This window comes from Exiguobacterium sp. MH3, assembly GCF_000496635.1.
Classification (GTDB): domain Bacteria; phylum Bacillota; class Bacilli; order Exiguobacteriales; family Exiguobacteriaceae; genus Exiguobacterium_A; species Exiguobacterium_A indicum.
In genome coordinates, this window is the sequence record NC_022794.1 from 2,429,141 (window position 1) to 2,452,447 (window position 23,307).

The 23,307-nt window shown below is 49.2% G+C and carries 24 protein-coding genes, 1 tRNA gene, 1 other RNA gene and 1 pseudogene; 3 read left to right on the top strand and 24 right to left on the bottom strand.

Going from position 1 to position 23,307, the window contains the following annotated elements:
- Nucleotides 1–72: 72 nt before the first annotated feature.
- The 13 genes from ssrA to U719_RS12855 form a co-directional block, all read right to left on the bottom strand.
- Nucleotides 73–431, bottom strand: a transfer-messenger RNA (tmRNA) gene (ssrA, locus tag U719_RS16665).
- A gap of 58 nt (nt 432–489) precedes the next feature.
- Nucleotides 490–960: an SsrA-binding protein SmpB gene (gene smpB / locus U719_RS12800; RefSeq protein WP_023469198.1), complete on the bottom strand. Its 471-nt coding sequence runs from the start codon at nt 958–960 to the stop codon at nt 490–492.
- Between the two features lie 32 nt (nt 961–992).
- Entirely contained in the window at nt 993–3,347 is a 2,355-nt protein-coding gene (rnr, locus tag U719_RS12805; protein ID WP_023469199.1) for a ribonuclease R, read from the bottom strand.
- Between the two features lie 14 nt (nt 3,348–3,361).
- Nucleotides 3,362–4,102: a carboxylesterase gene (locus U719_RS12810; protein ID WP_023469200.1), complete on the bottom strand. Its 741-nt coding sequence runs from the start codon at nt 4,100–4,102 to the stop codon at nt 3,362–3,364.
- A 101-nt stretch (nt 4,103–4,203) separates the two neighbouring features.
- A complete protein-coding gene (secG, locus tag U719_RS12815; protein WP_023469201.1) occupies nt 4,204–4,437 on the bottom strand; it encodes a preprotein translocase subunit SecG in 234 nt (77 codons plus the stop codon).
- A gap of 137 nt (nt 4,438–4,574) precedes the next feature.
- Nucleotides 4,575–5,492, bottom strand: coding sequence for a ribose ABC transporter substrate-binding protein RbsB (gene rbsB, locus U719_RS12820; protein ID WP_023469202.1), 918 nt, complete (start codon nt 5,490–5,492; stop codon nt 4,575–4,577).
- Nucleotides 5,493–5,519: 27 nt separating this feature from the next.
- Nucleotides 5,520–6,488 carry a ribose ABC transporter permease gene (gene rbsC / locus U719_RS12825; protein WP_023469203.1) on the bottom strand — a complete coding sequence of 323 codons (969 nt, stop codon included), beginning with the start codon at nt 6,486–6,488 and terminating at the stop codon, nt 5,520–5,522.
- A gap of 1 nt (nt 6,489) precedes the next feature.
- A complete protein-coding gene (locus U719_RS12830) occupies nt 6,490–7,968 on the bottom strand; it encodes a sugar ABC transporter ATP-binding protein (RefSeq protein WP_023469204.1) in 1,479 nt (492 codons plus the stop codon).
- A 12-nt stretch (nt 7,969–7,980) separates the two neighbouring features.
- Nucleotides 7,981–8,370: a D-ribose pyranase gene (gene rbsD, locus U719_RS12835; protein ID WP_023469205.1), complete on the bottom strand. Its 390-nt coding sequence runs from the start codon at nt 8,368–8,370 to the stop codon at nt 7,981–7,983.
- Nucleotides 8,367–9,245 (bottom strand): ribokinase, encoded by an 879-nt coding sequence (gene rbsK, locus U719_RS12840; protein WP_023469206.1) that lies wholly within the window; start codon nt 9,243–9,245, stop codon nt 8,367–8,369. The genes rbsD and rbsK overlap by 4 nt, the downstream gene beginning before the upstream one ends.
- Nucleotides 9,242–10,222 (bottom strand): LacI family DNA-binding transcriptional regulator, encoded by a 981-nt coding sequence (locus U719_RS12845; protein WP_023469207.1) that lies wholly within the window; start codon nt 10,220–10,222, stop codon nt 9,242–9,244. The genes rbsK and U719_RS12845 overlap by 4 nt, the downstream gene beginning before the upstream one ends.
- A gap of 198 nt (nt 10,223–10,420) precedes the next feature.
- Entirely contained in the window at nt 10,421–10,660 is a 240-nt protein-coding gene (locus U719_RS12850) for a hypothetical protein (protein ID WP_023469208.1), read from the bottom strand.
- 324 nt (nt 10,661–10,984) lie between these two features.
- Complete coding sequence (locus U719_RS12855) at nt 10,985–11,332, bottom strand: hypothetical protein (RefSeq protein WP_023469209.1); 348 nt, start codon at nt 11,330–11,332, stop codon at nt 10,985–10,987.
- A gap of 153 nt (nt 11,333–11,485) precedes the next feature.
- On the opposite strand from U719_RS12855, the gene U719_RS12860 reads away from it, so the two are divergent.
- Nucleotides 11,486–11,788 carry a hypothetical protein gene (locus U719_RS12860; RefSeq protein ID WP_230088507.1) on the top strand — a complete coding sequence of 101 codons (303 nt, stop codon included), beginning with the start codon at nt 11,486–11,488 and terminating at the stop codon, nt 11,786–11,788.
- A 138-nt stretch (nt 11,789–11,926) separates the two neighbouring features.
- Here the strand turns inward: U719_RS12860 and U719_RS12865 are convergent, their stop codons facing one another.
- The 10 genes from U719_RS12865 to U719_RS12910 form a co-directional block, all read right to left on the bottom strand.
- Nucleotides 11,927–12,175 (bottom strand): hypothetical protein, encoded by a 249-nt coding sequence (locus U719_RS12865; protein WP_230088506.1) that lies wholly within the window; start codon nt 12,173–12,175, stop codon nt 11,927–11,929.
- 12 nt (nt 12,176–12,187) lie between these two features.
- Nucleotides 12,188–13,099 carry an acyl-ACP desaturase gene (locus tag U719_RS12870; protein ID WP_023469212.1) on the bottom strand — a complete coding sequence of 304 codons (912 nt, stop codon included), beginning with the start codon at nt 13,097–13,099 and terminating at the stop codon, nt 12,188–12,190.
- A 269-nt stretch (nt 13,100–13,368) separates the two neighbouring features.
- Nucleotides 13,369–14,661: a phosphopyruvate hydratase gene (gene eno / locus U719_RS12875; RefSeq protein ID WP_023469213.1), complete on the bottom strand. Its 1,293-nt coding sequence runs from the start codon at nt 14,659–14,661 to the stop codon at nt 13,369–13,371.
- Nucleotides 14,662–14,720: 59 nt separating this feature from the next.
- Nucleotides 14,721–16,268 carry a 2,3-bisphosphoglycerate-independent phosphoglycerate mutase gene (gpmI, locus tag U719_RS12880; RefSeq protein WP_023469214.1) on the bottom strand — a complete coding sequence of 516 codons (1,548 nt, stop codon included), beginning with the start codon at nt 16,266–16,268 and terminating at the stop codon, nt 14,721–14,723.
- A complete protein-coding gene (gene tpiA / locus U719_RS12885; RefSeq protein ID WP_023469215.1) occupies nt 16,269–17,021 on the bottom strand; it encodes a triose-phosphate isomerase in 753 nt (250 codons plus the stop codon).
- Nucleotides 17,022–17,048: 27 nt separating this feature from the next.
- Nucleotides 17,049–18,233, bottom strand: coding sequence for a phosphoglycerate kinase (gene pgk, locus U719_RS12890; RefSeq protein WP_023469216.1), 1,185 nt, complete (start codon nt 18,231–18,233; stop codon nt 17,049–17,051).
- 121 nt (nt 18,234–18,354) lie between these two features.
- Complete coding sequence (gene gap, locus U719_RS12895; protein ID WP_023469217.1) at nt 18,355–19,362, bottom strand: type I glyceraldehyde-3-phosphate dehydrogenase; 1,008 nt, start codon at nt 19,360–19,362, stop codon at nt 18,355–18,357.
- A gap of 53 nt (nt 19,363–19,415) precedes the next feature.
- Complete coding sequence (locus U719_RS12900) at nt 19,416–20,444, bottom strand: sugar-binding transcriptional regulator (protein ID WP_023469218.1); 1,029 nt, start codon at nt 20,442–20,444, stop codon at nt 19,416–19,418.
- A 115-nt stretch (nt 20,445–20,559) separates the two neighbouring features.
- Entirely contained in the window at nt 20,560–20,820 is a 261-nt protein-coding gene (locus tag U719_RS12905) for a glutaredoxin family protein (protein ID WP_023469219.1), read from the bottom strand.
- Nucleotides 20,811–21,953 (bottom strand): RNA polymerase subunit sigma-54, encoded by a 1,143-nt coding sequence (locus tag U719_RS12910; protein WP_023469220.1) that lies wholly within the window; start codon nt 21,951–21,953, stop codon nt 20,811–20,813. Before U719_RS12910 ends, U719_RS12905 begins: the two co-directional genes overlap by 10 nt.
- Before the next feature lie 153 nt (nt 21,954–22,106).
- On the opposite strand from U719_RS12910, the gene U719_RS12915 reads away from it, so the two are divergent.
- Both U719_RS12915 and clpP read left to right on the top strand, forming a co-directional pair.
- Nucleotides 22,107–22,182: transfer RNA gene (locus U719_RS12915), tRNA-Arg, on the top strand.
- Between the two features lie 182 nt (nt 22,183–22,364).
- Nucleotides 22,365–22,949: pseudogene (gene clpP, locus U719_RS12920) on the top strand (ATP-dependent Clp endopeptidase proteolytic subunit ClpP); the annotation flags it as partial.
- Between the two features lie 121 nt (nt 22,950–23,070).
- Here clpP and U719_RS12925 read toward each other — a convergent pair.
- The gene (locus tag U719_RS12925; RefSeq protein WP_023469221.1) at nt 23,071–23,307 is read right to left on the bottom strand and encodes a hypothetical protein; all 237 of its coding nucleotides are present in this window, start codon (nt 23,305–23,307) and stop codon (nt 23,071–23,073) included.

The following is a 23,307-nucleotide window of genomic DNA, read 5'->3' on the forward strand; positions in this document are numbered from 1 at the left end:
CTCCTGAATAAATAGTATAAAAAAATGCTAAACCTGAGGTTCAGCACTTTTCGAAATCCTTAAGATTTCAGGGTATGGAGACGGTGGGAGTCGAACCCACGTCCGAAGGCATCGTATACTTAAGCTTCTACGTGTGTAGTCAATTTATTGGGATCTCGTCGTCAGGCTGCCAATTGACAGGCGTCCGTCCGACCAGTCTGATTCCATCTCTTCTCTTTCCCTCCAGACGGAAGGGTCCAAGCGTAGCCTGTTTAAAGTGAGACCCTAGAAATCAGCCGACCAGGCGACAGCTGCTAGGATCCGCAGTTGCTATTACGCTGCTGCGAGTTGTGTGTTAGTTTTGCCAGTTATGGCTGGTGCGTTTTAACGAGGCCGACCCCTCGACACGCCACAGAAGACCGAACTACCCCCGTCGAATCCGTAACGTCCCCAAGATATAAAATTGGGGCTTTCCGAATACTAATATTCTAGCAGAAAAGTGTTACGGGTTCAATACTTTTGCTTATCGCGTAGTGCTCGCTCGATATCACGCTTCGCATCCTTCTTCTTCAGGTCGTCGCGTTTATCGAACTTCTTCTTCCCGCGCCCGAGTCCAATCAAGCATTTCGCGTATCCGTTCTTGATGTAGACTTTAAGCGGTACGATCGTATAACCATCCCGTGAGACCGCGCCGATCAAGTTCGCGATCTGTTTCTTGTGCAGCAACAGTTTTCGTGGACGGAGCTGTTCATGGTTATAGCGGTTCCCCTGTTCGAAGTGGGCGATGTTCGAGTTCCAGAGAATCGCTTCTCCCCCGTCGAACCGGACGAACGCGTCCCCGATGCTGATTTTTCCTTTACGGACCGATTTGATTTCCGTTCCCGTCAAGACGAGACCGGCTTCAATCGTATCCTCGATCGCATAATCGAACGAGGCCCGTTTGTTGTTCGCTAAGACTTTCGAATCTGTTCCCTTTGGCATGTTCGTTCACCACATTTCCGATGCGGAAGCGCTTATTTGCGCTTCCGTTTCTTATTCGAGACCGCCTTATGGAACGGCGGTTTATCTTTCTTATTCTTTAACGAGAATCCTTTTCCTTTGCTTTGGTCGCTCTTACCTGACCGTTTCTTGCCACGGCGATCATCTTTCTTCTTGTCGTCGCGCTTTTGTCCCGGACGTCCACCGCTTGAACGGATCGTCTTCGACTCGAACCGTTTCTTCGGTTGCCGCTCTGGCATTCCGACGACGCTGAAGTCGATCGTCCGTTCATCGATGTTGACGTTCGTGACCTTGATCTCAACGACGTCCCCAATCCGGAACTGTTGCTTCGTCCGCTCACCGATTAACTGATAGTTCGCTTCATCGTAGCGGTAGAAGTCATCCGTCATCGCTTGAATGTGGACGAGTCCTTCGATCGTGTTCGGCAATTCGACGAACATTCCGAAGTTCGTGACACCACTGACGACGCCTTCAAACGTCTCACCGATGTGTTGCTCCATATACTCGGCTTTCTTCAACGCATTCGTTTCCCGCTCCGCATCTACCGCACGACGCTCGCGTTTCGACGAATGATCCGCGATTTCCGGGAGGATCTCTGAGTAACGGTCTTGCGTCTTCTGTGACTTGTCGTTGTAGATGACATATTCACGCAACAGACGGTGGACCATCAAGTCCGGATAACGACGGATCGGTGACGTGAAGTGCGTGTAGTAGTCCGTCGACAGACCGAAGTGACCGATCGGTTCGATGTCGTATTTCGCTTGTTGGAGCGAACGGAGCATGACCGTACTGACGACTGCTTCTTCTGGCTCCCCTTCGACAGCGTTGAGGATCGATTGCAACGTTTTCGGTGCGACTGACTCGCCCTTGCGTTCGACGTTGATCCCGAAGTTACCGATGAACTTGAAGAACGTATCGAGACGTTCAGCTTTTGGCTCATCGTGGATCCGGTACATGAACGGCAGTTTTTGACGCTGGATGTGCTCTGCGACCGTTTCGTTCGCTGCGAGCATGAACTCTTCGATCAGCTTCTCGGCGACCGACCGCTCCCGGAGGATGATCTCACTCGTCTTGCCTTCTTCGTTGACGAGGACCTTCGCTTCTGGGAAGTCAAAGTTGATCGCCCCACGACGGGAGCGGCGTTCGCGCAGGATTGCTGCGAGTTCCGCCATCTTGTCGAAGTACTCGACGAGATCTTGGTACTTCGCGATCACTTCCTCGTCTTCGCGTTCGATGATTTTCCGGACGTCCGTGTACGTCATCCGTTCCGTCGTCTTGATGACACTCTGGAAGATTTCATGGTTGACGACAGCACCGTTCGCATCGATTTCCATGATACAGCTGAGCGTCAAACGATCGACGTGCGGATTGAGCGAGCAGATTCCGTTCGATAGACGGTGCGGAATCATCGGGATGACGCGGTCGACGAGATAAACACTCGTTCCGCGCTCACGCGCTTCTTCATCGAGTGCTGAATCTTCTTTGACGTAATGCGAGACGTCGGCGATGTGGACACCAAGCTCGAAGTTGCCGTTCGCTAATTTCTTAACGTGAACCGCATCATCGAGGTCTTTTGCGTCCGCCCCGTCAATCGTTACCGTCAATTCATTCCGTAGATCGACACGTCCGACCAAATCCTTTTCATCGATCTGATCCGGTACGGCATTCGCCTCAGCGATCGCTTCCGGTGAGAAGTCGACGTTGATCCCGTGCTTATGGACGATCGACAAAATATCGACGCCTGGGTCATTTTTGTGACCGATGATTTTTAAGACTTTTGCCGTTCCGGCGTAGCGACCGTCAGGATACTTCGTAATCCGGGCGAGGACTTTATGGCCATCGACGGCACCGAGTGTATCGTCGTTCGCGACGACCGGTAAGAACGTCAGTTTCGTATCATCCGGTTCGATGTAAGCGATTGATTCGATCCGTCCTTTTGGACTGACGAACGTTCCGACGAAATCAGCTGGTCCGCGTGAGAGAATCTTGAGCAGTTTCCCTTCACGACGGTCACCCCCGTTTGACTCGGCAAAAACTTTGACGAGGACACGGTCGCCGTTATAGACGTTCTTCAGTTCCGGTGCCGGTAAGAAGATGTCGCCTTCAGAACCATCTTCCGGTGAGACGAAACCGAAACCGCGTTGGTGGACGGAAATCTTCCCTGCGACTTGACCGATTTGCGCGAGCGTTCCGTACTTGTTCGAGCGTGTCCGGGCAATCAACGCTTCGTCTTCCATTGCGTTTAGCGTCCGGATCAATTCCTTGAATGCTTCCGTATCCGCTAGTTCTAGTTTTTTCGTTAATTGATCAATCGACAACGGACGTTCTTCCGTCGTGATGACCGTTAGTATTCGTTCACGTAATTCCAACGTGACACCTCCAGTTACTTGCTCCAGTTCAATGACTCCAGGAAGTCCAAGATGTCAGAGTGGAGCTGATCTTTTTCTTTGTCGAGCGTAATGACGTGACCTGAGTTCTCATACCAGATCAGCTCTTTTTGGAAGGCACTGACTCCATCATGGATGATGTTCGCGGAGTCGGTGTTGATCATGTGATCGTTGCGCGCTTGGACGACGAGCGTCGGTGCGTAGACGTCCTCAAGCGAATCGCGTGTCTCGCGCAGCAGTTCCTGTAAGTCCTTCAAGGTCGGCATCGGTTCGAAGGACGCCATCTCGTGGTCGATCTCTTCTTGTGATTTGCCTTCTCGCTTCTTGAATTCTCGTGCGTACTCGGTGACTCCTGCATACATGACTTCTTCACTTTTGATGTAGGCGGGTGCACACATCGGGATGACCGCTTTGACCGGACGGTTCATCGATAACTTCAGCGACATGACGCCACCGAGCGACAGTCCGCAAACAGCGATTTCGTCATAGCCTTTATCGACGAGTTCCTGATATCCGGCAAGGACATCCTGCCACCAGTCGGCTGGCCCGGTCTTCGTCAGCTCTTCGGGTGGGGCAGCGTGCCCTTTATATTGTGGTGCTAGGGACGTATAGCCCTGCTTCTGTAAATAGCGACCGAGGATGCGGACATCCGCGCTCGATCCCGTGAATCCGTGTAATAGTAAAACGGCACGTGGGCCGGCTTCGAAAAAGAATGGTTTTGGTAAAGTGATTTTCATAAAATGATTCCCCCTCTAACTCTATACCCCATATCCGGAAAAAATGAATATCGAGAAATACAAAAAACGACAGCGCGATCATACGGCTGTCGTTTCAATGCTCACTTATAAAAAGCGACGAGTAACGCCAAGATGAAGAGTAATGCTCCTAAGATAGACGCCACACGATTTAGGACCGCATCCAAGCCACGAGCTTTTTGGCGACCAAATAATTGTTCTGCTCCACCCGTCAATGCTCCGAGTCCGGTCGTACGACCTGACATCAATAGAACGACGATGATGAGAAGAACGGAAACGACGATGAGGCCGACAAGAGCCACGTTATGAATGATCATCGATGATCCTCCTTCAGTAATATACGCTTCTTTCATTATAGAGAAAAACAAGTACGGGAACAAGGAATAGATTTAGGAACTTTTTCCTGCCTGACGAAAAGAGACACCTGAATCGTCGACTCAGGTGTCTAATCTCCTTATTGTTTGATCAATTCGAGATCAACTGGGATGTTCTTCTCGACTGTTTCACCTTTTAAGTGCTTGATTGCTGTCTCGACACCCATCTTCCCGATCTCAGTCGGTTTTTGAGCGATTGTTCCTGCCATTTTTCCGTCTTTGACAGCTTTGACGGCATCATCCGTCGCATCGAAGCCGATGACTTTAACATCATTCAGACCCGCTGCTTTTAATGCTTCAACCGCACCAAGTGCCATCTCATCATTGTGTGCGAAGACGGCTTTGATGTCTTTGTTGTTCTGGAGGATGTTCTCCATGACCGACAAACCTTTTGCTCGGTCGAAGTTTGCTGCTTGTTTTGCGACGACGTCGAGTTTACCATCGACTGCGTCATGGAACCCTTTACCACGGTCGCGTGTTGCGGATGCTCCTGGAATCCCTTCGAGTTCAACGACTTTTGCTTTATCGCCGACGAGTTCGATCATGTACTCACCTGCTTGTTTCCCACCAGCGACGTTATCCGACGCGATGTGTGCGACGACGTCGCCTGCTTCTGCGTTCCGGTCAACTGTGATGACTGGGATGTTCGCATCGTTCGCTGTTTGGACTGCTGCACCGACTGCTGCTGAATCCGTTGGGTTGATCAAAATGAGATCGACTTTCTTTTGAACCATGTCTTCGATATCGCTTGCTTGTTTTGCTGCATCATCTTGTGCATCTGCGACTTGAAGTGTTGCACCTTGTGCTTTGGCTTCTTGTTCTGCCCCTTCTTTTAACGAGACGAAGAATGGGTTGTTGAGTGTTGAAATCGAAAGACCAATCTTGAAGTCTTTCGTCTTCTTCTTCGTTTCACCGTTGCTGCTGCCTGGCTGTTCCGTCGAACAGGCTGCTGCGAAGACCATTAATGCCATCATGACGACTGCAAGTAGTTTTTTCATCTATAAATCCTCCTTTTTGAGTGTGGGTTACGCTGCTTGTTTCCGGTCCGCGAGTACCGCGAACAGAATGACTAAACCTTTGACGACGAGTTGGAAGAACGAGGAGACACCAAGCAAGTTAAGACCATTGTTCAGTGTTCCGATGATCAAGGCACCAATCAAGGTACCGACAATCCAGCCACGACCACCTGACAAGCTCGTCCCACCAAGGACAACCGCTGCGATGGCGTCGAGTTCGTACGATGTCCCCGCTGTCGGCTGTGCCGAGTTCAGACGGGACGTCAGGATGATGCCGGCGAGTGCTGCCATCAACCCTGAGAGTGAGTAAATCATGATTTTGACTTTATTGACTTGAATCCCCATCAACTTCGCTGCTTCTTCGTTGCCGCCGATCGCATACGTATAGCGACCGAACGTCGTCTTCTTCAAGATGAAGTAGAGGACCGCGAAGGCGATCAACATCGTCAGAACCGGTACCGGGAAAATCCAGAAGTAACCGCGTCCGAACAATTCGAACCAGCCACCTTGGCTCAGACCAGTGATTGGTTTCCCGTCCGTATAGACGAGCGTCAATCCCCGGAAGATCGTCATCGTCGCAAGTGTCGCGATGAACGGTGCGACTTTTCCGAGTGAGATGACCATTCCGTTCAAGGCACCCATGACAGCTCCGACGATCAATCCAGCCAGAACAGCGATCAACGCTGACGTTCCGTCCGTCATCAGACCCGCGACGAAGGCGGACGAGAGCGCGAGAATCGAGCCGACCGATAAATCAATCCCACCCGTCAGAATGACGAACGTCATTCCGAAGGCAATCAAGGCATTGATCGAGACTTGCCGTAAGATGTTAAATAGATTATTCAGTGTTAAAAAGTCCGGTTCCATGATCGAGACGACGAGGACGATCGCGAACAATCCTGCGAGTGGTCCAAGCTTTTGTCCGATCCCAAGACGTCTCGGTTTTGCTTCCGTTACATTGCCTTGCATCAATTCCATATCATTGTCCTCCTGTCGCAAGTGTCATGATGCTTTCTTGCGTCGCTTCCTGTCGTGTCAACATGCCGCTCATCTTGCCTTCGCGCATGACGTAGACCCGGTCGCTCATCCCGAGAATCTCCGGGAGGTCCGAGCTGACCATGATGATCGCGACACCCGTCGCAGCGAGTTCGTTCATGATGAGGTAAATCTCTTTCTTCGCCCCGACGTCGACACCACGTGTCGGTTCGTCGAGAATCAAGACTTTCGGTTTTGTCCCGAGCCACTTCGCGAGGACGACCTTCTGTTGGTTCCCCCCGGAGAGTGACTTCGCCGGCTGGTCCATCGAGCTGTGCCGGACCGAGAGTGACTTCAAGTATCCTTCCGCGAAATCGCGTTCTGCCTGATCCTTGATGACACCGGATCTTGATAACGAACGAATCGTCGGCAGCGAGATGTTCTCACGCAGTGAAAAGTCGAGGAACAAGCCTTCGCCTTTGCGGTCTTCGGTCAAAAAGCCGATACCCTGACGGATTGCGTCGTACGGTGTCTTGATTTTCAGCGACTGTCCGTTCAGTTCGATCGTCCCGTCTTTCAGGCGATCGACCCCGAACAATCCGCGCATGACTTCCGTCCGCCCAGCGCCCATCAAACCAGAGAAGCCGATGATTTCGCCTGCTTTGACGGAGAACGAGACATCGTCGAACCGTTTTCCGCTCGCCTGTTTAACCTCAAGGACAGTTGCACCGATCGACACGTCACGGTCCGGATACCGTTCGCCCATCTCACGACCGACCATCTCCCGGACGATCTGTTCGAACGAGGTCTCGGGAATCGCGTGCGTCGAGACGGAGATCCCGTCCCGTAAGACCGTGATCCGGTCACAGAGCTCGAAGATTTCCTCCATCCGGTGTGAGATATAGACAATCGAGACACCTTGGTTGCGCAGTGCCGTCGCGACGCTGAACAAGGCACGAATTTCTCGCTCCGTCAGTGCGGCTGTCGGTTCATCCATGATGATGACCTTCGCGTCCGTCATCAGAGCTTTAGCGATCTCAATCATCTGTTGTTGACCGACCGATAACGTCCGAGCGAGTTGATCAACGTCCATGAAGACATTTAATTCAGCGAGTTCACGTTCCGCCTGCCGCTTCATCTCCCCTTGCTTGAGAATCCCGAAGCGTGACTTCAACTCCCGTCCGAGGAACAAGTTCTCCGTCACCGTCAAATCCGGGAGGATGTTCAGCTCCTGGTGGATGAAGGCAATCCCCGCTTCTTCGGCAAGCTTCGGATTCTTATACTCGACGTCCTGTCCATCAACCCGGATCGTCCCTGCGTCCGCTTTATGGACACCGGTCAAAATCTTCATCAATGTCGATTTTCCGGCACCGTTCTCTCCCATCAAGGCGTGAATCTCACCCGCAGCGAGTTCGAAGTCGACACCTTTCAGGACAGGGACGGGACCGAATGCTTTTTTGATACCTGTCATCTCGATACGCATCGCATGACCCCCTTAAAAGATTACGCCGGAATGGAAGATGACATTTGCGTACGGTGTCGCTTCTCCGGTCCGGATGATGACCTTCGCCTGCTGTGTCTGTTTCTTGAACTCCTCATGTGAGACGAATGTCGTCTCGATCTTCATATCTTCCAGTGCCTCGAGCACGTCCGGATTCGCTTCTTTGATCTCCGTTGCTAGAGTCAGCTGTTCGATTGCCATGTCATCGGCAACGACACGGACGACGTCGAGGAATGATGGTGTGCCGAGTTCCAGTGCTAAATCGATTCGTGCAACGCCGTCTGGAATCGGTAAGCCGCAATCGGCGATGACGATCGTATCGGTATGACCGAGATCGGTCAGCACCTTACTGATATGACTGTTTAAGATACCATGCTTCTTCATGCGTCTCCCTCCATCTGTTCCCGTGTCGGCATGCCGCCTTGTGCGCCGAGTGCGCGGATCGATAAACCAGCTGCCCGGTTCGCGAAACGAATGGCTTCAACGAGCGATTGTCCTTCCGTTAAGGCAACGGCTAAAGCACCGTTGAACGTATCCCCTGCTCCTGTCGTATCAACGACCGTCGTCTCGATCGCTGGAATCGTCACGATCGCCTCTCCGTCGTAGAAGCGTGCGCCGCGACTACCTTCGGTCACGATCAGTTTATTCGGGTATTCCATGAGCCAATGTTCGATTGGTTGGTCTTGTCCAAAGATCAAGCCACATTCATGTTCGTTTGGCGTTAAGTATGTGACGTGTTCAATCAATTCTGGACTGAGTGACATCGCCGGTGCTGGATTCAAGACGACTGGAATGCCGGCTGCATATGCTTCGCGAGCAACGGTCTCGACCGTTTCGATTGGAATCTCGAGCTGGAGTAAGATGATTTCACTGTCTGCGAGAATCGGTGCGAGTGCATCATCCGCAAACTGAACATGTTGATTGGCAGACTGAACGACGACGATCGAGTTATCGCCTTCTGCGAGCGTGATGTGTGCCGTTCCTGTCCGTTCACCTTCAATCGTTTGCAAGTGCGTCGTCTGCACTCCTTGCATTTTGAAGTTTTCGCGGATCGCTTCACCGTTCGCGTCACTACCAACGCAACCGATCATTTCGACCGTACTGCCAAGACGCGCGACTGCGACCGCTTGGTTCGCACCCTTTCCGCCCGGTACGGTATGAAAGGCATCCCCGATGACTGTTTCGCCTGCGCCTGGACGGCGTTTACTTTCGACGACGAGATCCATCGAGATACTGCCGATGACACTGATTTGTTTCATGCTTCCTCATCCTTCCGTTTCGTCGTTTCCCGTTCGATGATCTCAACCGTCAACTCATGATGGACGGCGGCAATCGGTGTGCCTTCAATCCGCTGAATCAAGAGTTTCGCGGCCAGCTCTCCCATTTGATAGATCGGCTGCGCAATCGTCGTCAACGGTGGTGAAATCATTTGACCGAGTTCGATACCGTCATAGCCAATAACTTGTAGTTCGTCCGGAATCGTGATCCCGCGCTCTGCAGCGACTTGCACCGTTGCTGCGGCAATGACATCACTCGCAGCAAAGATCCCGTTGCAATGATAGTGATCAAAGAGATAGTTCGCTGCGTCAAGCGCCCCTTGAAAGTGGAACGGTGACTCGATGCTTGCAACGAGATGGGTTCCGGCGATCTCTTCGAAACCGTCCCGTCGTTTTTTGATCGTCGGGAGTTTCGAGGGACCACTGATGACGGCTAGTTCAGTTGCACCAGCTTCCAGTAAAAGCGTAGCCGCCTTCTTCCCGCCCTCGTATCCGTTTGACGTTACCGTCGGAATCGCTCCTTGTAACACACGGTCTAACGCTACGACCGGCACTTCGAGTTCTTCATAGTTCGGATTGTTCGAGTAGTTCGTCGTGATGATCAATCCGTCGACATGCATCGCCTCGAGTGACTTGATATATTCGCGTTCTTTCTGAAACTGTTCGTCTGTGTTACACAAAATGACTTGAAAACCATGTTGATGTGCCATATCTTCCACAGCTCGTGCGAGTTGTGGGAAAAACGGGTTCGTGATGTCTGGAACGATCAATCCGATCAGTCCGGATCGTTTTTGGAACAACGATCGCGCGACCCGGTTCGGTCGATAATCCAACTGTTTGATTGCCTGAAGCACCGCCTTACGCGATTTCTCACTGACATAACCCTTTTCGTTCATGACGCGTGAGACCGTCGCGACGGAGACATGTGCCGCTTTCGCTACTTCCCGGATGGTCGACATGTTTCGCCACCTCTTTCTTTTGATAACGCTTACAAGAATCATCATATTGTGTAACCGGTTACACATCAATCTTTTTTCTTTAAAAATATTTTATTTTTTTCGAACTCGTAGATTGGACTATAAAAAAGAAGCCTGACGCGGCTTCAGACTTACGATCACTCTGTATGATCATGCACTTGAAACACTCTGAATTATGTCTTAAATAAAGACAATCAGCGAGAGACCAATCAAAATATTAATGAATCCTAACCCATCCGTCGCTTTCGTGTACAACGATGGTTTATCTTTTTTGGCACTATCGTTTAGATACATCAATGTCACGGCAATAATGGTCGTGATGCCCAGAGGTGCATTCAAAAAACTATCGGAATACGTAAATAAGTTGTTCGTAATGTAGAGACTATTTAAGACAGATAAACCAAACAATACTTTATGCATGAAACTCACTCCTATAATCAACGGAATCTTACGAAAGCAACTAAGATCTGATTTCGCTCTCCCTCTATTATAGAATATTCTTCCAGTTACTCTTCCTTACACTATTGAAAGAAAGTATTTGGAGGTATACGCAAATAAACCGCAAGACAGCGTCACGCCATTTTGCGGTTTATTTCTTGTCATCTCAGTAAGCACGTTAGATTGTTGATTTCCGGAAAAGACGGAGACTCCTGCGGGAATAGCGGAATAGGTAAGACTCCGTAGGAGCACACGCGAAGAGGAGGCTTGCCTTCCGCCCGCGGAAAGCGACGTCTTGGACGAAAATCAATTCACGTTTCTACCTCTTTTTTTCTTCCTACCTGTATACAAACGTCGAATCAAAGCAACAATGAACGCAATGATTGCCAGTGGCTCAAACAAATAAATCAATAGGAACGTGACATCAATGACGGCATCCTCCGGATTATAACGGATGATATAGAGCGCACCGGGTAAGATGGCAATCAATCCGCCAATTCCGAGTGCCGTTCCCAAAATCAGACTCTGACGCGAAAACCGGCTCGTGATTTGATACAAACCGATGAATAGTATGAGTTCCGTAAAATAGATGAGGCGCAACGGGATGTCACCAATCGACGTATCAAGCCCTAAAAACAAAAACCGAAATAGCATGTCGATTCCCCCTTCCCTCTAGTTCTACCCCGAACAGCGTCCTCGTAATGCTTCATTTCCAGTTTCCCTGCATATCCTCGCTTCAATTAGGGAATAGCTAGAGAGTTACAGTCACATACAGAGAGTTGGGATCGGATGAAAGAAGAACACTCGATGAGGGTCGTCAGTTGTCTGAATGATTATTTCGAACGTCATCAGCAGCCCCTTCAGGTCGATCTCTTACGAGGTCTGCCACCTATCGTGCTATTGTTGCGCGATGACGCGAAACGTGCCTTTCCGAAGGAAGCGAACTTGCACGATGAACTGTTACAAGACATCAAACGTTTGATTCAGGAATGTTTGGATCCCGATACACTGCGCGAATTGGGAATCGATGTCGATCTCCCGGACTTTTTCGTGACCCGTGCACCGCTTCATTCTGCCCATCATTATCTCGTTACATTCATCGAAGACTGACTTCATGTTAAAAGCAGCTATTTCTTCTTTCACAGAACATGTGAAGCAAGAGATAACTGCTTTTTTTAGGGATAATAAAAAACCGATAGCGCCAAAGCACTACCGGTCATATTTCCCTTCACGTATGGTAAATACGACTTAATTCTCAACCTCAAGAATCGCTTCGATTTCAGCTTCTACTTCTTTGTTGACCATTTGCGAACGTTTTTTACGTAATTCGAGATCCATCTCCTGATCGATGAACTGATTCGTATGCTTGTCGAAGCAATCAAAGCAGATCGGATAAAAATCTTTTGCTTCTTTATTCAGAGAATTGAATTCCCACGTGTCGAGTTCCAAGTAACTGACTTGGTTGTTCGTTTCAGTTCCACAGATTTCACACTTCATCTTCATTCCCCCTTACGCGTCAAGCTTCGCTTTTTCGAGTTGGCGTTCCTGACGTTCCTTGATACGCTTCAAACGTCCATGATACTTCATGATGTTCGCTTGAGATTGTTTCGCTTCTTCGCTTGTCGGTTCCAAATCAGCGATGCCCCAGAATTTGACGACGACGTCTAATACTTGGTCGAAGTATTGGAGTGGTCCATAGTTCGTATCAACAGCAATCGTCTTCATGCGTTCCGTGAAGTCCGGCATGACAGCACCTGGCATCGAGAAGTTGATGATGACGTCTTCGAAGAAGACGATGAAGTTCGGGTCAAGCTCTAGGTGTGCTTTGACCGTGTCACGATAGAACGCATAATGGAGCGCTTCGTCCTTCGCTAGACGACGGAGTAGCGTTGCTAAGTCTTTGTCGTGTGCCCCTGCGATTTTCGCGACGTTGTTATAAAAGACGAGTGTCGCTAATTCTTGCAGTGACGTATATGCCATTGTCGCTAACGGGTTCGTGAAGTCCGGGAACCAGCCGTTTTCAACGACGCGTCTTCTTAATTGATGAAGTCGCGTTGGATTGACGTTTCGCGTGACGAGTAAATACGTCTCGAGTAAGTTCGAGTGCTGATCTTCTTCTGCTGTCCATGTCCGGACGAAGTCATTGATGACTTCCATCGAGTTCTTGAATGTATAGTCTAAGTGCGACGTGTACCACGGTAGGTTGACTTCTGTCAGTAATGCCGTCTCAATCGCGACGATGACACCTTCCGGAAGTGTGACTTGGCTTTCGTCCCAAGGAACGCGTTTGAAAGACATCGCCTTATCCCACGGAATGAACTCGTGGTAGCTCCAGTCGATGTTGGCTGAACGCTCCTTGTGAAGTCGATATAACTCTTGAATGCGTGGTTCTAAACGGATATCTAAATCTGAATTTAACATGATCGTATCTCCTTTAGACGGATTTGTCATCTTCATCGAGCAAGATGTAATTAATGCCTATAACTATTTAATTTGCACTTATTTATGAGTATAACATTTTAGTCATCTACTAGGATGAATCAATTTTTTGACAGTTCAGTATAGTTTTGATGACAAAATTGATTTTCATGTTTGACATTGCTTGATATACAAAAAACCTCCTATCCGTGTGTACGTATCACACGAATAGGAGGTTTTCCTTATAGCTTGTTCAAACGATCAACCTGAAATTACTTCTTGAGGTTGTAGAATGATTTGATTCCGTCGTAGACAGCAACGTCTGAAAGCATGTCTTCGATGCGAAGAAGTTGGTTGTATTTCGCGATACGGTCTGTACGTGAAAGTGAACCAGTTTTGATTTGACCAGCGTTTGTCGCAACAGCGATGTCAGCGATCGTTGAATCTTCAGTTTCACCAGAACGGTGAGAAACGACAGCTGTGTAACCAGCTTTTTTAGCCATTTCGATTGCGTCGAATGTTTCAGTCAACGTACCGATTTGGTTAACTTTGATGAGGATCGAGTTCGCGATGCCTTTTTCGATACCTTCAGCAAGTTTCTCAGTGTTCGTTACGAACAAGTCATCCCCAACGAGTTGGACTTTGTGTCCGATACGATCTGTAAGAAGTTTGTGACCATCCCAGTCGTTTTCGTCACAGCCATCTTCGATTGAGATGATTGGGTATTTGTCAACGAGTTGTGCGTAGAATTCAACAAGCTCTTCTGTTGAGAGGACTTTGCCTTCGCCAGCGAGGTTGTATGTTCCAGCTGCTTTATCGTAGAACTCAGAAGAAGCGACGTCCATTGCAAGGTAAACATCTTCGCCTGCTTTGTAGCCAGCTTTTTCGATTGCTTCAAGGATAACTGTGATTGCTTCTTCGTTTGATTTCAAGTTTGGAGCGAATCCACCCTCGTCACCAACTGCTGTGTTAAGACCCATTCCGCTAAGAACTGATTTCAACGCGTGGAAGATTTCAGCACCCATACGAAGTGCTTCTTTGAATGTTGGAGCACCGACAGGCATGATCATGAACTCTTGGAAGTCCACGTTGTTGTCTGCGTGTGATCCACCGTTGATGATGTTCATCATTGGTGTTGGTAATGTTTTCGCGTTGAATCCACCGAGGTATGTGTAAAGTGGAAGACCAAGCTCATCAGCAGCAGCACGTGCAGCAGCCATAGAAACACCAAGGATTGCGTTAGCACCGAAGTTACCTTTGTTTTTCGTACCGTCGAGATCGATCATCTTTTTGTCGATTCCAGCTTGGTCGAAGACATCGTAACCGATGATTTCTGGTGCGATTTTTTCGTTGACGTTGTCAACAGCTTTCAAAACACCTTTTCCGAGGTAACGTGCTTTGTCGCCATCACGGAGTTCGACTGCTTCGTGCTCGCCAGTTGATGCACCTGATGGTACGAGTGCGCGACCGAAACCGCCATCTTCTGTATAAACTTCTACTTCTACTGTTGGGTTACCGCGTGAATCAAGAATCTCGCGTGCGTAAATCTCTGTAATCATTGACATTTAAATTCGCTCCTTTTGTGTGTAAGAAATATGTGCTGTAATTCTTTCGATCGACGGGATTATTTCTTCAATACGATCGATTTACCAGTCATCTCTGCTGGTTGGTCCGCTCCGAGGAGATCAAGGACCGTTGGTGCGAGGTCAGCGAGTGCACCTGTGAGTGGTTCAAGGAGTTCAACGTCCTCGACCGTCACGATACATGGAACTGGTTCTGTCGTATGCGCCGTCATCTTACTGCCGTCCGCATTGAGGACTTTATCCGCGTTCCCGTGGTCAGCCGTGATGACTGCCGCGCCGCCTTTGCTGAGAATCAAGTCAACGACTTTCCCAAGACACTCATCGACAGCTTCGATCGCCTTTTTCGTCGGCTCGAGCATACCCGAGTGACCGACCATATCCGGGTTTGCGAAGTTGAGGATGATCGCGTCGTGTTTGTCCGAGTTGATTGCGTCGACGAGGGCATCTGTGACTTCATAGACGCTCATCTCCGGTTTCAAGTCGTATGTCGCGACTTTTGGTGAAGGGATCAAGATCCGATCTTCCCCTTCGTATGGTTCTTCACGTTGTCCGTTGAAGAAGAACGTGACGTGCGGATACTTTTCCGTTTCCGCGATGCGTAGCTGTTTGAGACCTTGTTTTGACAATGTCTCACCAAGCGTGTTCTTGATGTCTTCAGGCGGGAAGACAATGTCCGTATCAATCGCATCCGAGTACTTCGTCATCGAGACGAGTAGCAGGTTCTTCGGTGCGTTGTCCGGAAGTTCGAATCCGTCGAAGCCATCTTTTTCTTTGTAGACTTTCGAAAGCTGAATCGCACGGTCAGGACGGTAGTTGAAGAACACGATCGCATCGTTATCGTGGATCGGTGCGACTGGCGTACCGTCTTCCTGCACGACAACAGTTGGTTCGATGAACTCATCCGTTACGTCTTGTTTGTACGAAGCTTCAACCATGCCGATTGGATCCTTCGTCGTTGGACCTTCACCGAACGTGATGACGTCATAGACTTTCTTGACGCGCTCCCAACGGTTATCGCGATCCATCGCATAGTAGCGACCAGAGATACTCGCGAATTGTCCAACATTCAATTCATCCATCTTCGCTTGCGCGTCACGGAGGAAACCAGCGCCCGATTGTGGGTCGCAGTCACGACCGTCCGTGAAAGCATGGAGGTAGACTTTTTCGATTTCGTGAAGTTTCGCGAATTCGAGCACCGCATATAAGTGGTTGATGTGACTGTGGATTCCACCGTCAGAGACCAAACCGAAGATATGAAGCGCCGAACCGTATTTCTTCACGTGACCTGCCGCATCGTTCATCGCTTGACGCGAGAAGAACGAGCGATCCTTGATCGCGTTGTTGATTCGGGATAGCGATTGATAGACGACGCGACCTGCACCGATGTTGAGGTGACCCACTTCTGAGTTCCCCATTTGACCTTCAGGCAAACCGACGTATTCGCCTTTCGCATTCAACAACGTATGCGGGTATTGACCCCAGTAACGGTCGAAGTTCGGTTTGTTTGCCGCCGTAACGGCATTTCCGAACTCCTCGTCACGCATACCAAAACCATCAAGGATGATCAGTGCGACTGGACGTTTTTTCATTTAAATCGCCTCCAACAGTTTGAGGAACGATCCTGTCTCAAGACTTGCACCGCCGACGAGCGCGCCGTCGATGTCTGGTTGAGCCATATATTCTTTGATGTTTTCCGGTTTGACGCTACCACCGTATTGGATGCGGACAGCTTCTGCTGCTTCAGCACCGAATTCAGCTGCAACGACGTCGCGGACGAATTTACAAGAATCTTGTGCATCTTGTTCTGTCGCTGATTTACCTGTTCCGATTGCCCAGACAGGCTCGTAAGCGACGACGAGATTTTTCACTTGGTCGACAGTAAGACCTTTGAGGCTGTTTGCTGTCTGTTCGCGGATGACGTCTTCGAACTTGCCGCCTTCACGCTCTTCCAGTGTTTCACCTACACAAACGATTGGAACGAGGCCGTGCTCGAACGCTTTTTTCGCTTTGCTGTTGATGAACGCATCTGTTTCGCCGAAGTACTCACGACGCTCAGAGTGACCGAGGATGACGTAAGTCACGTCGAGTTCTTTGAGCATGAGCGGGCTGATTTCACCAGTGAACGCACCGCTCTCTTTGTCGTACATGTTTTGAGCACCGATCTTAAGATCCGTACCAGCTGCTGCTTCTGTCAAGTGTGCCAAGAATACTGCTGGCGCACAGACGGCTGCGTCGACTGTCGTCGAAGCAGGTACAGCTCCTTTGACTTCCTCAACGAATGCGACTGCATCCTTGAGCGTCAGATTCATCTTCCAGTTACCTGCGATAATTGGTTTACGCATTGAGAAACACTCCCTTGTGAACTTAGATTACTTGTCGTTTAGCGCTTCGACACCAGGAAGAGCTTTCCCTTCCATGAATTCGAGACTTGCTCCACCACCTGTAGAGATGTGGCTCATTTTGTCAGCAAGACCGAATTTCTCTGCCGCAGCAGCTGAGTCGCCACCGCCGATGATTGAGTACGCATCGCTGTCCGCAAGAGCTTGCGCGACACCTTTTGTACCGTTTGCGTATTTATCGAGTTCGAATACGCCCATCGGTCCGTTCCAGACGACGAGTTTCGAGTTCTTGATTGCCTCTGCATAGAGTTCAACCGTTTTTGGACCGATATCAAGTGACATGTGATCGGCTGGGATCTCTGTGATGTCACGTGGTCCGACATATGTTTCTTCTCCGAATTCCTTCGTGATGACGCAGTCGATTGGCATGAGGAACTTAACGCCTTTTTCTTCTGCTTTCTTCATGAATTCCTTCGCTTGGTCGATTTTGTCGACCTCAAGAAGTGAAGTACCGACTTCGATACCACGAGCTGTGAGGAACGTGTACGATAAGCCGCCACCGATGATCAACGTATCGACGATGTCGAGTAAGTGATCGATGACACCGATTTTGTCCGCTACTTTCGAACCACCGATGATTGCCGTGAACGGGCGATCTGGGTTAGAGAGAGCTTTACCGAGAACTTGAAGTTCTTTTTCGATGAGAAGACCGGCAACTGCTGTGTCGACATGGTGTGCGATACCTTCTGTCGATGCGTGTGCACGGTGTGCTGCGCCGAACGCGTCGTTGACGAAGACGTCAGCGAGTTTCGCGAATCCTTTAGCGAGCTCTTCGTCATTTTTCGTTTCACCAGGATAGAAGCGAACGTTCTCTAAGACGACGACATCGCCGTTTTCGAGTTTGCTGACTGCTTCTTCTGCAACTGGACCGTATGCTTCTTCAACGAGCTTGATGTCTTTACCAAGCAATTCGCTGAGGCGTGCTACGACTGGTGCAAGTGAGAACTCAGGGTTCTTTTCGCCTTTTGGACGACCCATGTGACTAGCGAGAATGACTTTTGCTCCGCCTTCGATCAAGTGTTTGATCGTTGGGAGTGCAGCACGGATCCGTGTGTCATCCGTGATTTTACCGTCTTCCAACGGTACGTTGAAATCCACGCGTGTAAATACGCGTTTTCCTTGTACATCGATGTCGCGAATCGATTTCTTATTCATACATTCGTCCTCCGTCTCTTACGTATAGTGAGGGGCGAATGCCCCTCCCGCTTTTTTCCGCAATAAGAGCGGAGACTGATATCGTTTCCGCTCTTATTCAATTGCTATTTAATTGCTCGAATTACTTAGCGATTTCTGCGAAGTGTTTGAGTGTACGAACGAGTTGGCTAGTGTAAGACATTTCGTTGTCATACCAAGCAACTGTTTTAACGAGTTGTTTGTCGCCGACTGTCATGACTTTAGTTTGTGTTGCATCGAAGAGTGATCCGTAAGAGATACCAACGATGTCAGAAGAAACGATTTCGTCTTCAGTGTAACCGTAAGACTCGTTAGCAGCTGCTTTCATTGCTGCGTTGACTTCTTCTACAGAAACTTTTTTGTCGAGTACAGTTACGAGCTCAGTGAGTGAACCTGTAGCGACTGGTACACGTTGTGCAGATCCATCAAGTTTACCTTGAAGTTCTGGAAGAACGAGACCGATTGCTTTTGCAGCACCAGTTGAGTTTGGAACGATGTTTGCTGCTGCCGCACGTGCACGACGGAAGTCACCTTTAGGGTGTGGAGCGTCGAGTGTGTTTTGGTCACCAGTGTAAGCGTGGATCGTAGTCATGAGACCTTCAACGATTCCGAACTGATCTTGGAGAACTTTAGCCATTGGCGCGAGACAGTTTGTAGTACAAGAAGCACCAGAGATAACTGTTTCAGTTCCGTCAAGGATTTCGTGGTTCGTGTTGAAGACGACTGTTTTCATGTCGCCAGTTGCAGGTGCAGAGATAACGACTTTTTTAGCGCCAGCTTTCAAGTGAAGCTCAGCTTTTTCTTTGTCTGTGAAGAAACCAGTACATTCGAGAACGATGTCAACACCGAGCTCGCCCCATGGGAGTTCTTCTGGGTTGCGGTTAGCAAGTGTTTTGATTTCTTTACCGTTGACGAGGAAGTAACCGTCGTGTACTTCAACTTCGCCGTCGAAACGACCTTGAGTCGTATCATATTTGAGAAGGTGTGCAAGCATTTTAGTGTCTGTAAGGTCGTTGATCGCGACTACTTCGATTCCATCAAATTGAAGAATTTGACGAAGTGCCAAACGTCCGATACGTCCAAATCCGTTAATACCAACTTTTACTGCCATGATAATTTTCCTCCTTTTAATGTAAAGCGAGTTATCTATTATTCAAAAGGGGGTTACCCTTTCAAAATCGAAGCTGCTGCGCCTTCATCCGTAATCAGGATGATGTCTGGCGACTGTTTGACATAGGCGTTGATCGCTTCTGCCTTCGAATGACCACCTGCGACGACGATGACGTGTTCGACTTGCTTCAAGTCAGCCAGTTGAAGACCAACCGTCTTGACCCGGTGCACGATGTTCCCGTCTCGGTCGAAGTAATATCCGAATGCTTCCGCTACTGCCTGTTCATGTTCCAGTCGGGTCAGGAGATCCTCAGACGCGCGACGACGTTTTGCCATCGTTTTCGCCTCACCAATTCCATGTACCACGATTGAAGCACCTTTAATCATTTGAAGCACATTTTTTATGCTCGGCTCTTCGATCATCTTGACGAACGTCTCTGTACTGACCATGTCCGGGATGTGAAGCAGATGATAATCACTTTGAGCGCGTGATGCCATCCGTGAGCATACTGTGTTCGCTTGTAATTCGAGCGTTTCTCCCAGTCCTCCGCGTGCCGGAACGAACGTCATTGGACGGTGTTCCTTGTCTGGCGACATCATCGCCGCGACGGATGCCATCGTTGTACCGCCTGTGACAGCGATCGTATTGTGATGGTCTGAAGAAAGCTCTCGTTTGAGTCGTGCGACGGTTGCCCGCCCCATGTCTCGCTGTACCCAGAAGGTTTCATCGGAATCACCCGGTACGATGACGACGTCACGTACTCCGAGTCTCTCTTTCAAGGCTTTCGCCATGTCTGAGATCCCTGCGAGTTCTCCCATGATGCTGTGCATGCTGCGAAGAACATTTCGTCCTTCATCCGTCAAGGACATCCCCTGCGTCGCGACCTCTAGGAGGTCTTGCTGCTTCAAGAAGTCGACTTCCCGCCGTAAGACGCGTTCCGTCAAGCCAAGGCTCGTCGCAAGCGTACGTCGTCCGATCGGTTGCATCAGTCGTACATAATGAAGGATGTCGTAGCGTGTCTGCATTTCTTCGATCAGATCAGGCACGATTCGTTTTTGGATCTGGACTAACTGCCGAATCATGTATTTCCCTCTCCTCTCAAGTAGCTGGACGCTTTCTGTCCCGCATGTCATAACGTGTCCCACTTGGTACACCGTTATCATAACAGTCCATTTCTCGCCTTGCAAGTCTCGTTTCTCAAGTTTTTTGAAGTAAGCGGTTTCTTATCGTTTCCGTCTCGAATTTGCCATAACTCCAGATTTCCTCGTCATGCATGACGACCGGAATCTCGTATAAGAATCGTAGACTGAGCGCTTCATCCTGATCGATGTTGACTTCCTCGAACGTCCATTCCGGAAACTCATCGAGTACGAAGTCGAGTAAGATGGCGGCCTCTTCACATAGCGTACATCCCGGACGTGAATAGAGTGTTAAGTGTCTGTGTCGTTTTAATCCCATTCTGATTGCGCCTTCCTTTGCTGCATCGTTTTTTTCGTTAAACCAAGCGCTGCCCGGTACTTCGCGACCGTCCGCCTTGCGACTGTCAGACCGTCTGCTTGCAGACGATCCGTCAATTGCTGATCACTTAACGGACGATCGCTGTATTGAATGTATTCGGCGATCCGCCGTTTAATCAAAAAACTCGAATCTCCGGTTGTCGTCCGTGAGACGAACAAGTCTTCTAGAGCAACGAGACCATGGACCGTCTCGACGTACTTCGCAGCAATCGCTCGACCAATCGTTGACGGATGATGCCCCGTCGCCTCAGCGACTTGTTTTTTCGTCAATGGCTCAAGATGCAGTTCTCCTTTGAACCAGCGTTCTTGTCGCTCAAGCAAAACTGAGAGGATGGCATGCATCGTGACACGGCGTCGTTCGTACGCGCGCAAAAAAGGCGTTGCCTCTTTTAGTTCGAGCCACGTCTGATCCGTATCGAGTGTCATCCAATCGATCTGAAGTTTTCCATCTAACAGGTGAATCCGTGCTTCTGCCATGACCGGTCGTTCTTCTTTAGGAAGATCCGGTGTCCGGCTCAGGCGTGTCAATCGTTTTCGAAACCGCGCTCGATCCGCCTCACTGTACTGAGCGAATACCTGACTCGCCGGTTCATGTCGCAACCGATCCGTTAGTCCGATCAATTCCGTGTCGTCTAGCTCGATTGCCTGTAACCATTGGCACTCGCGCTCCGAGCGGGCAGCGATGCCGACCGGTTGACATTGTTGTAAGAGAGTCCGTGCTTCTGTAATCGTTGCGACATCGGTCGAGAAGGATGCAGCGAGCTGCTCGTCCGACGTCCGTAATAAACCGTCCGCTTCTAAATACACGATGAGTTGTTCCGCCATATATCCTATTTCCTGTCTGACTGATTCTAAACGTATTTGTGCAAGAAGCTCGTCTTCATAGGATGCCATATTACCTGCCATCTGCTCGACCTCTAGCGAAACCTGATTCGGGTAATGACGATGCAACCGTCGTTTCAACCGTCGCCATTCCTCCTCGAGCTCTGCCGCCGGTTGCTCAAGCACATGTAATTGATACTGTTGTGACGCCGATAACGTCATCTGTTGCGTCTGTTCCTGACGTTGATCCATCGATTCCCCTCCCTCACTTCTTATTATAGAAGAAACGTTTTAAGAAATGTGCTCTGAACCCCTTTTGAGTCGCCGGAGAAAAGAAAAGTCCTGCTTCCCTATTGCTTTCCTGAAAAAATGTCGCTATACTATTAATTGTTCAGTACATCAGATGCACCCGTAGCTCAGGGGATAGAGCACTGGTTTCCGGTACCAGGTGTCGGGAGTTCGAATCTCTCCGGGTGTACCATTTATTCAACTACAAGGCAATGCCAGCAATGGCGTTGCCTTTTTTCTATATTGATATGTTTCATTTGCCCTTGTAATGGAAAAATACCTAAAAGTCGCATCGTATCTTTTGACCAATATTGACCAAAGGATTATGATAAGGATAAGTCGAATAGGAAGCTACATACCAACTATAAGGAGGCAAAGACTATGTTAATTCCAACAGTCATCGAACAAACAAACCGCGGGGAACGTGCTTACGATATCTACTCACGTTTGCTAAAAGACCGCATCATTCTTCTCGGGAGCGCGATTGACGACAACGTCGCCAACTCAGTCGTTGCCCAACTTCTGTTCTTAGCAGCAGAAGATCCAGATAAAGAAATCTCGCTTTACATCAACAGCCCAGGTGGTTCGATCACTGCCGGTATGGCGATTTACGATACAATGAACTTCATCAAGCCACAAGTCTCAACGATTTGTATCGGTATGGCAGCATCCATGGGTGCATTCTTGCTCCAAGCTGGCGCAAAAGGAAAACGTTTCGCGTTACCAAACGCTGAAATCATGATCCACCAACCACTCGGTGGTACACAAGGTCAAGCATCGGATATCAAAATCCATGCGGAACGTATCATCAAAATGCGTGAACACCTCAACAAAATCATGGCTGAAAACACAGGACAACCACTTGAAGTCATCGAACGCGATACAGAGCGTGACAACTTCATGTCAGCACAAGCTGCTGCTGACTACGGTCTCATCGACCGCGTCATGGAACGTGCATAAGTCACCCAGAGTGTCTCCTTCGGGAGGCACTTTTTTTGTATCTGCAGGAAAGCGAACTCTTCTCTATTCATCTGTATACAACAAAAAACCTCCCGTTCCTTGTAGAACGAGAGGTCGATGATCAGTCGATCAAGTCTGTGATATCTGAAACGATGTCGTGGTTTTCACGAATCAGCGAGTAGATTGCGTTCGCATGTGGCGAAAGCTCTTCTTCTGCTTGTAATTGTTTCAGGAATAAAGATGTTGCGAACGCAACGAGTGTGCTTTTCGGTACACCGATTGATTTTGCTTTTTTCGTTAATACTTCGTCAAACTTCGCGTCTACAGTGAGCGAAATACGTTTCTTTTCGTTAGCCAT

Coding starts and splice junctions, on each gene's coding strand:
- smpB (WP_023469198.1), bottom strand. CDS start 960: ATGCCAAAGGGAACAGATTCGAAAGTCTTAGCGAACAACAAACGGGCC.
- U719_RS12810 (WP_023469200.1), bottom strand. CDS start 4,102: ATGAAAATCACTTTACCAAAACCATTCTTTTTCGAAGCCGGCCCACGT.
- secG (WP_023469201.1), bottom strand. CDS start 4,437: ATGATCATTCATAACGTGGCTCTTGTCGGCCTCATCGTCGTTTCCGTT.
- rbsB (WP_023469202.1), bottom strand. CDS start 5,492: ATGAAAAAACTACTTGCAGTCGTCATGATGGCATTAATGGTCTTCGCA.
- rbsC (WP_023469203.1), bottom strand. CDS start 6,488: ATGGAATTGATGCAAGGCAATGTAACGGAAGCAAAACCGAGACGTCTT.
- U719_RS12830 (WP_023469204.1), bottom strand. CDS start 7,968: ATGCGTATCGAGATGACAGGTATCAAAAAAGCATTCGGTCCCGTCCCT.
- rbsD (WP_023469205.1), bottom strand. CDS start 8,370: ATGAAGAAGCATGGTATCTTAAACAGTCATATCAGTAAGGTGCTGACC.
- rbsK (WP_023469206.1), bottom strand. CDS start 9,245: ATGAAACAAATCAGTGTCATCGGCAGTATCTCGATGGATCTCGTCGTC.
- U719_RS12845 (WP_023469207.1), bottom strand. CDS start 10,222: ATGTCGACCATCCGGGAAGTAGCGAAAGCGGCACATGTCTCCGTCGCG.
- U719_RS12850 (WP_023469208.1), bottom strand. CDS start 10,660: ATGCATAAAGTATTGTTTGGTTTATCTGTCTTAAATAGTCTCTACATT.
- U719_RS12855 (WP_023469209.1), bottom strand. CDS start 11,332: ATGCTATTTCGGTTTTTGTTTTTAGGGCTTGATACGTCGATTGGTGAC.
- U719_RS12860 (WP_230088507.1), top strand. CDS start 11,486: ATGAGGGTCGTCAGTTGTCTGAATGATTATTTCGAACGTCATCAGCAG.
- U719_RS12865 (WP_230088506.1), bottom strand. CDS start 12,175: ATGAAGTGTGAAATCTGTGGAACTGAAACGAACAACCAAGTCAGTTAC.
- U719_RS12870 (WP_023469212.1), bottom strand. CDS start 13,099: ATGTTAAATTCAGATTTAGATATCCGTTTAGAACCACGCATTCAAGAG.
- eno (WP_023469213.1), bottom strand. CDS start 14,661: ATGTCAATGATTACAGAGATTTACGCACGCGAGATTCTTGATTCACGC.
- gpmI (WP_023469214.1), bottom strand. CDS start 16,268: ATGAAAAAACGTCCAGTCGCACTGATCATCCTTGATGGTTTTGGTATG.
- tpiA (WP_023469215.1), bottom strand. CDS start 17,021: ATGCGTAAACCAATTATCGCAGGTAACTGGAAGATGAATCTGACGCTC.
- pgk (WP_023469216.1), bottom strand. CDS start 18,233: ATGAATAAGAAATCGATTCGCGACATCGATGTACAAGGAAAACGCGTA.
- gap (WP_023469217.1), bottom strand. CDS start 19,362: ATGGCAGTAAAAGTTGGTATTAACGGATTTGGACGTATCGGACGTTTG.
- U719_RS12900 (WP_023469218.1), bottom strand. CDS start 20,444: ATGATTCGGCAGTTAGTCCAGATCCAAAAACGAATCGTGCCTGATCTG.
- U719_RS12905 (WP_023469219.1), bottom strand. CDS start 20,820: ATGGGATTAAAACGACACAGACACTTAACACTCTATTCACGTCCGGGA.
- U719_RS12910 (WP_023469220.1), bottom strand. CDS start 21,953: ATGGATCAACGTCAGGAACAGACGCAACAGATGACGTTATCGGCGTCA.
- U719_RS12925 (WP_023469221.1), bottom strand. CDS start 23,307: ATGGCTAACGAAAAGAAACGTATTTCGCTCACTGTAGACGCGAAGTTT.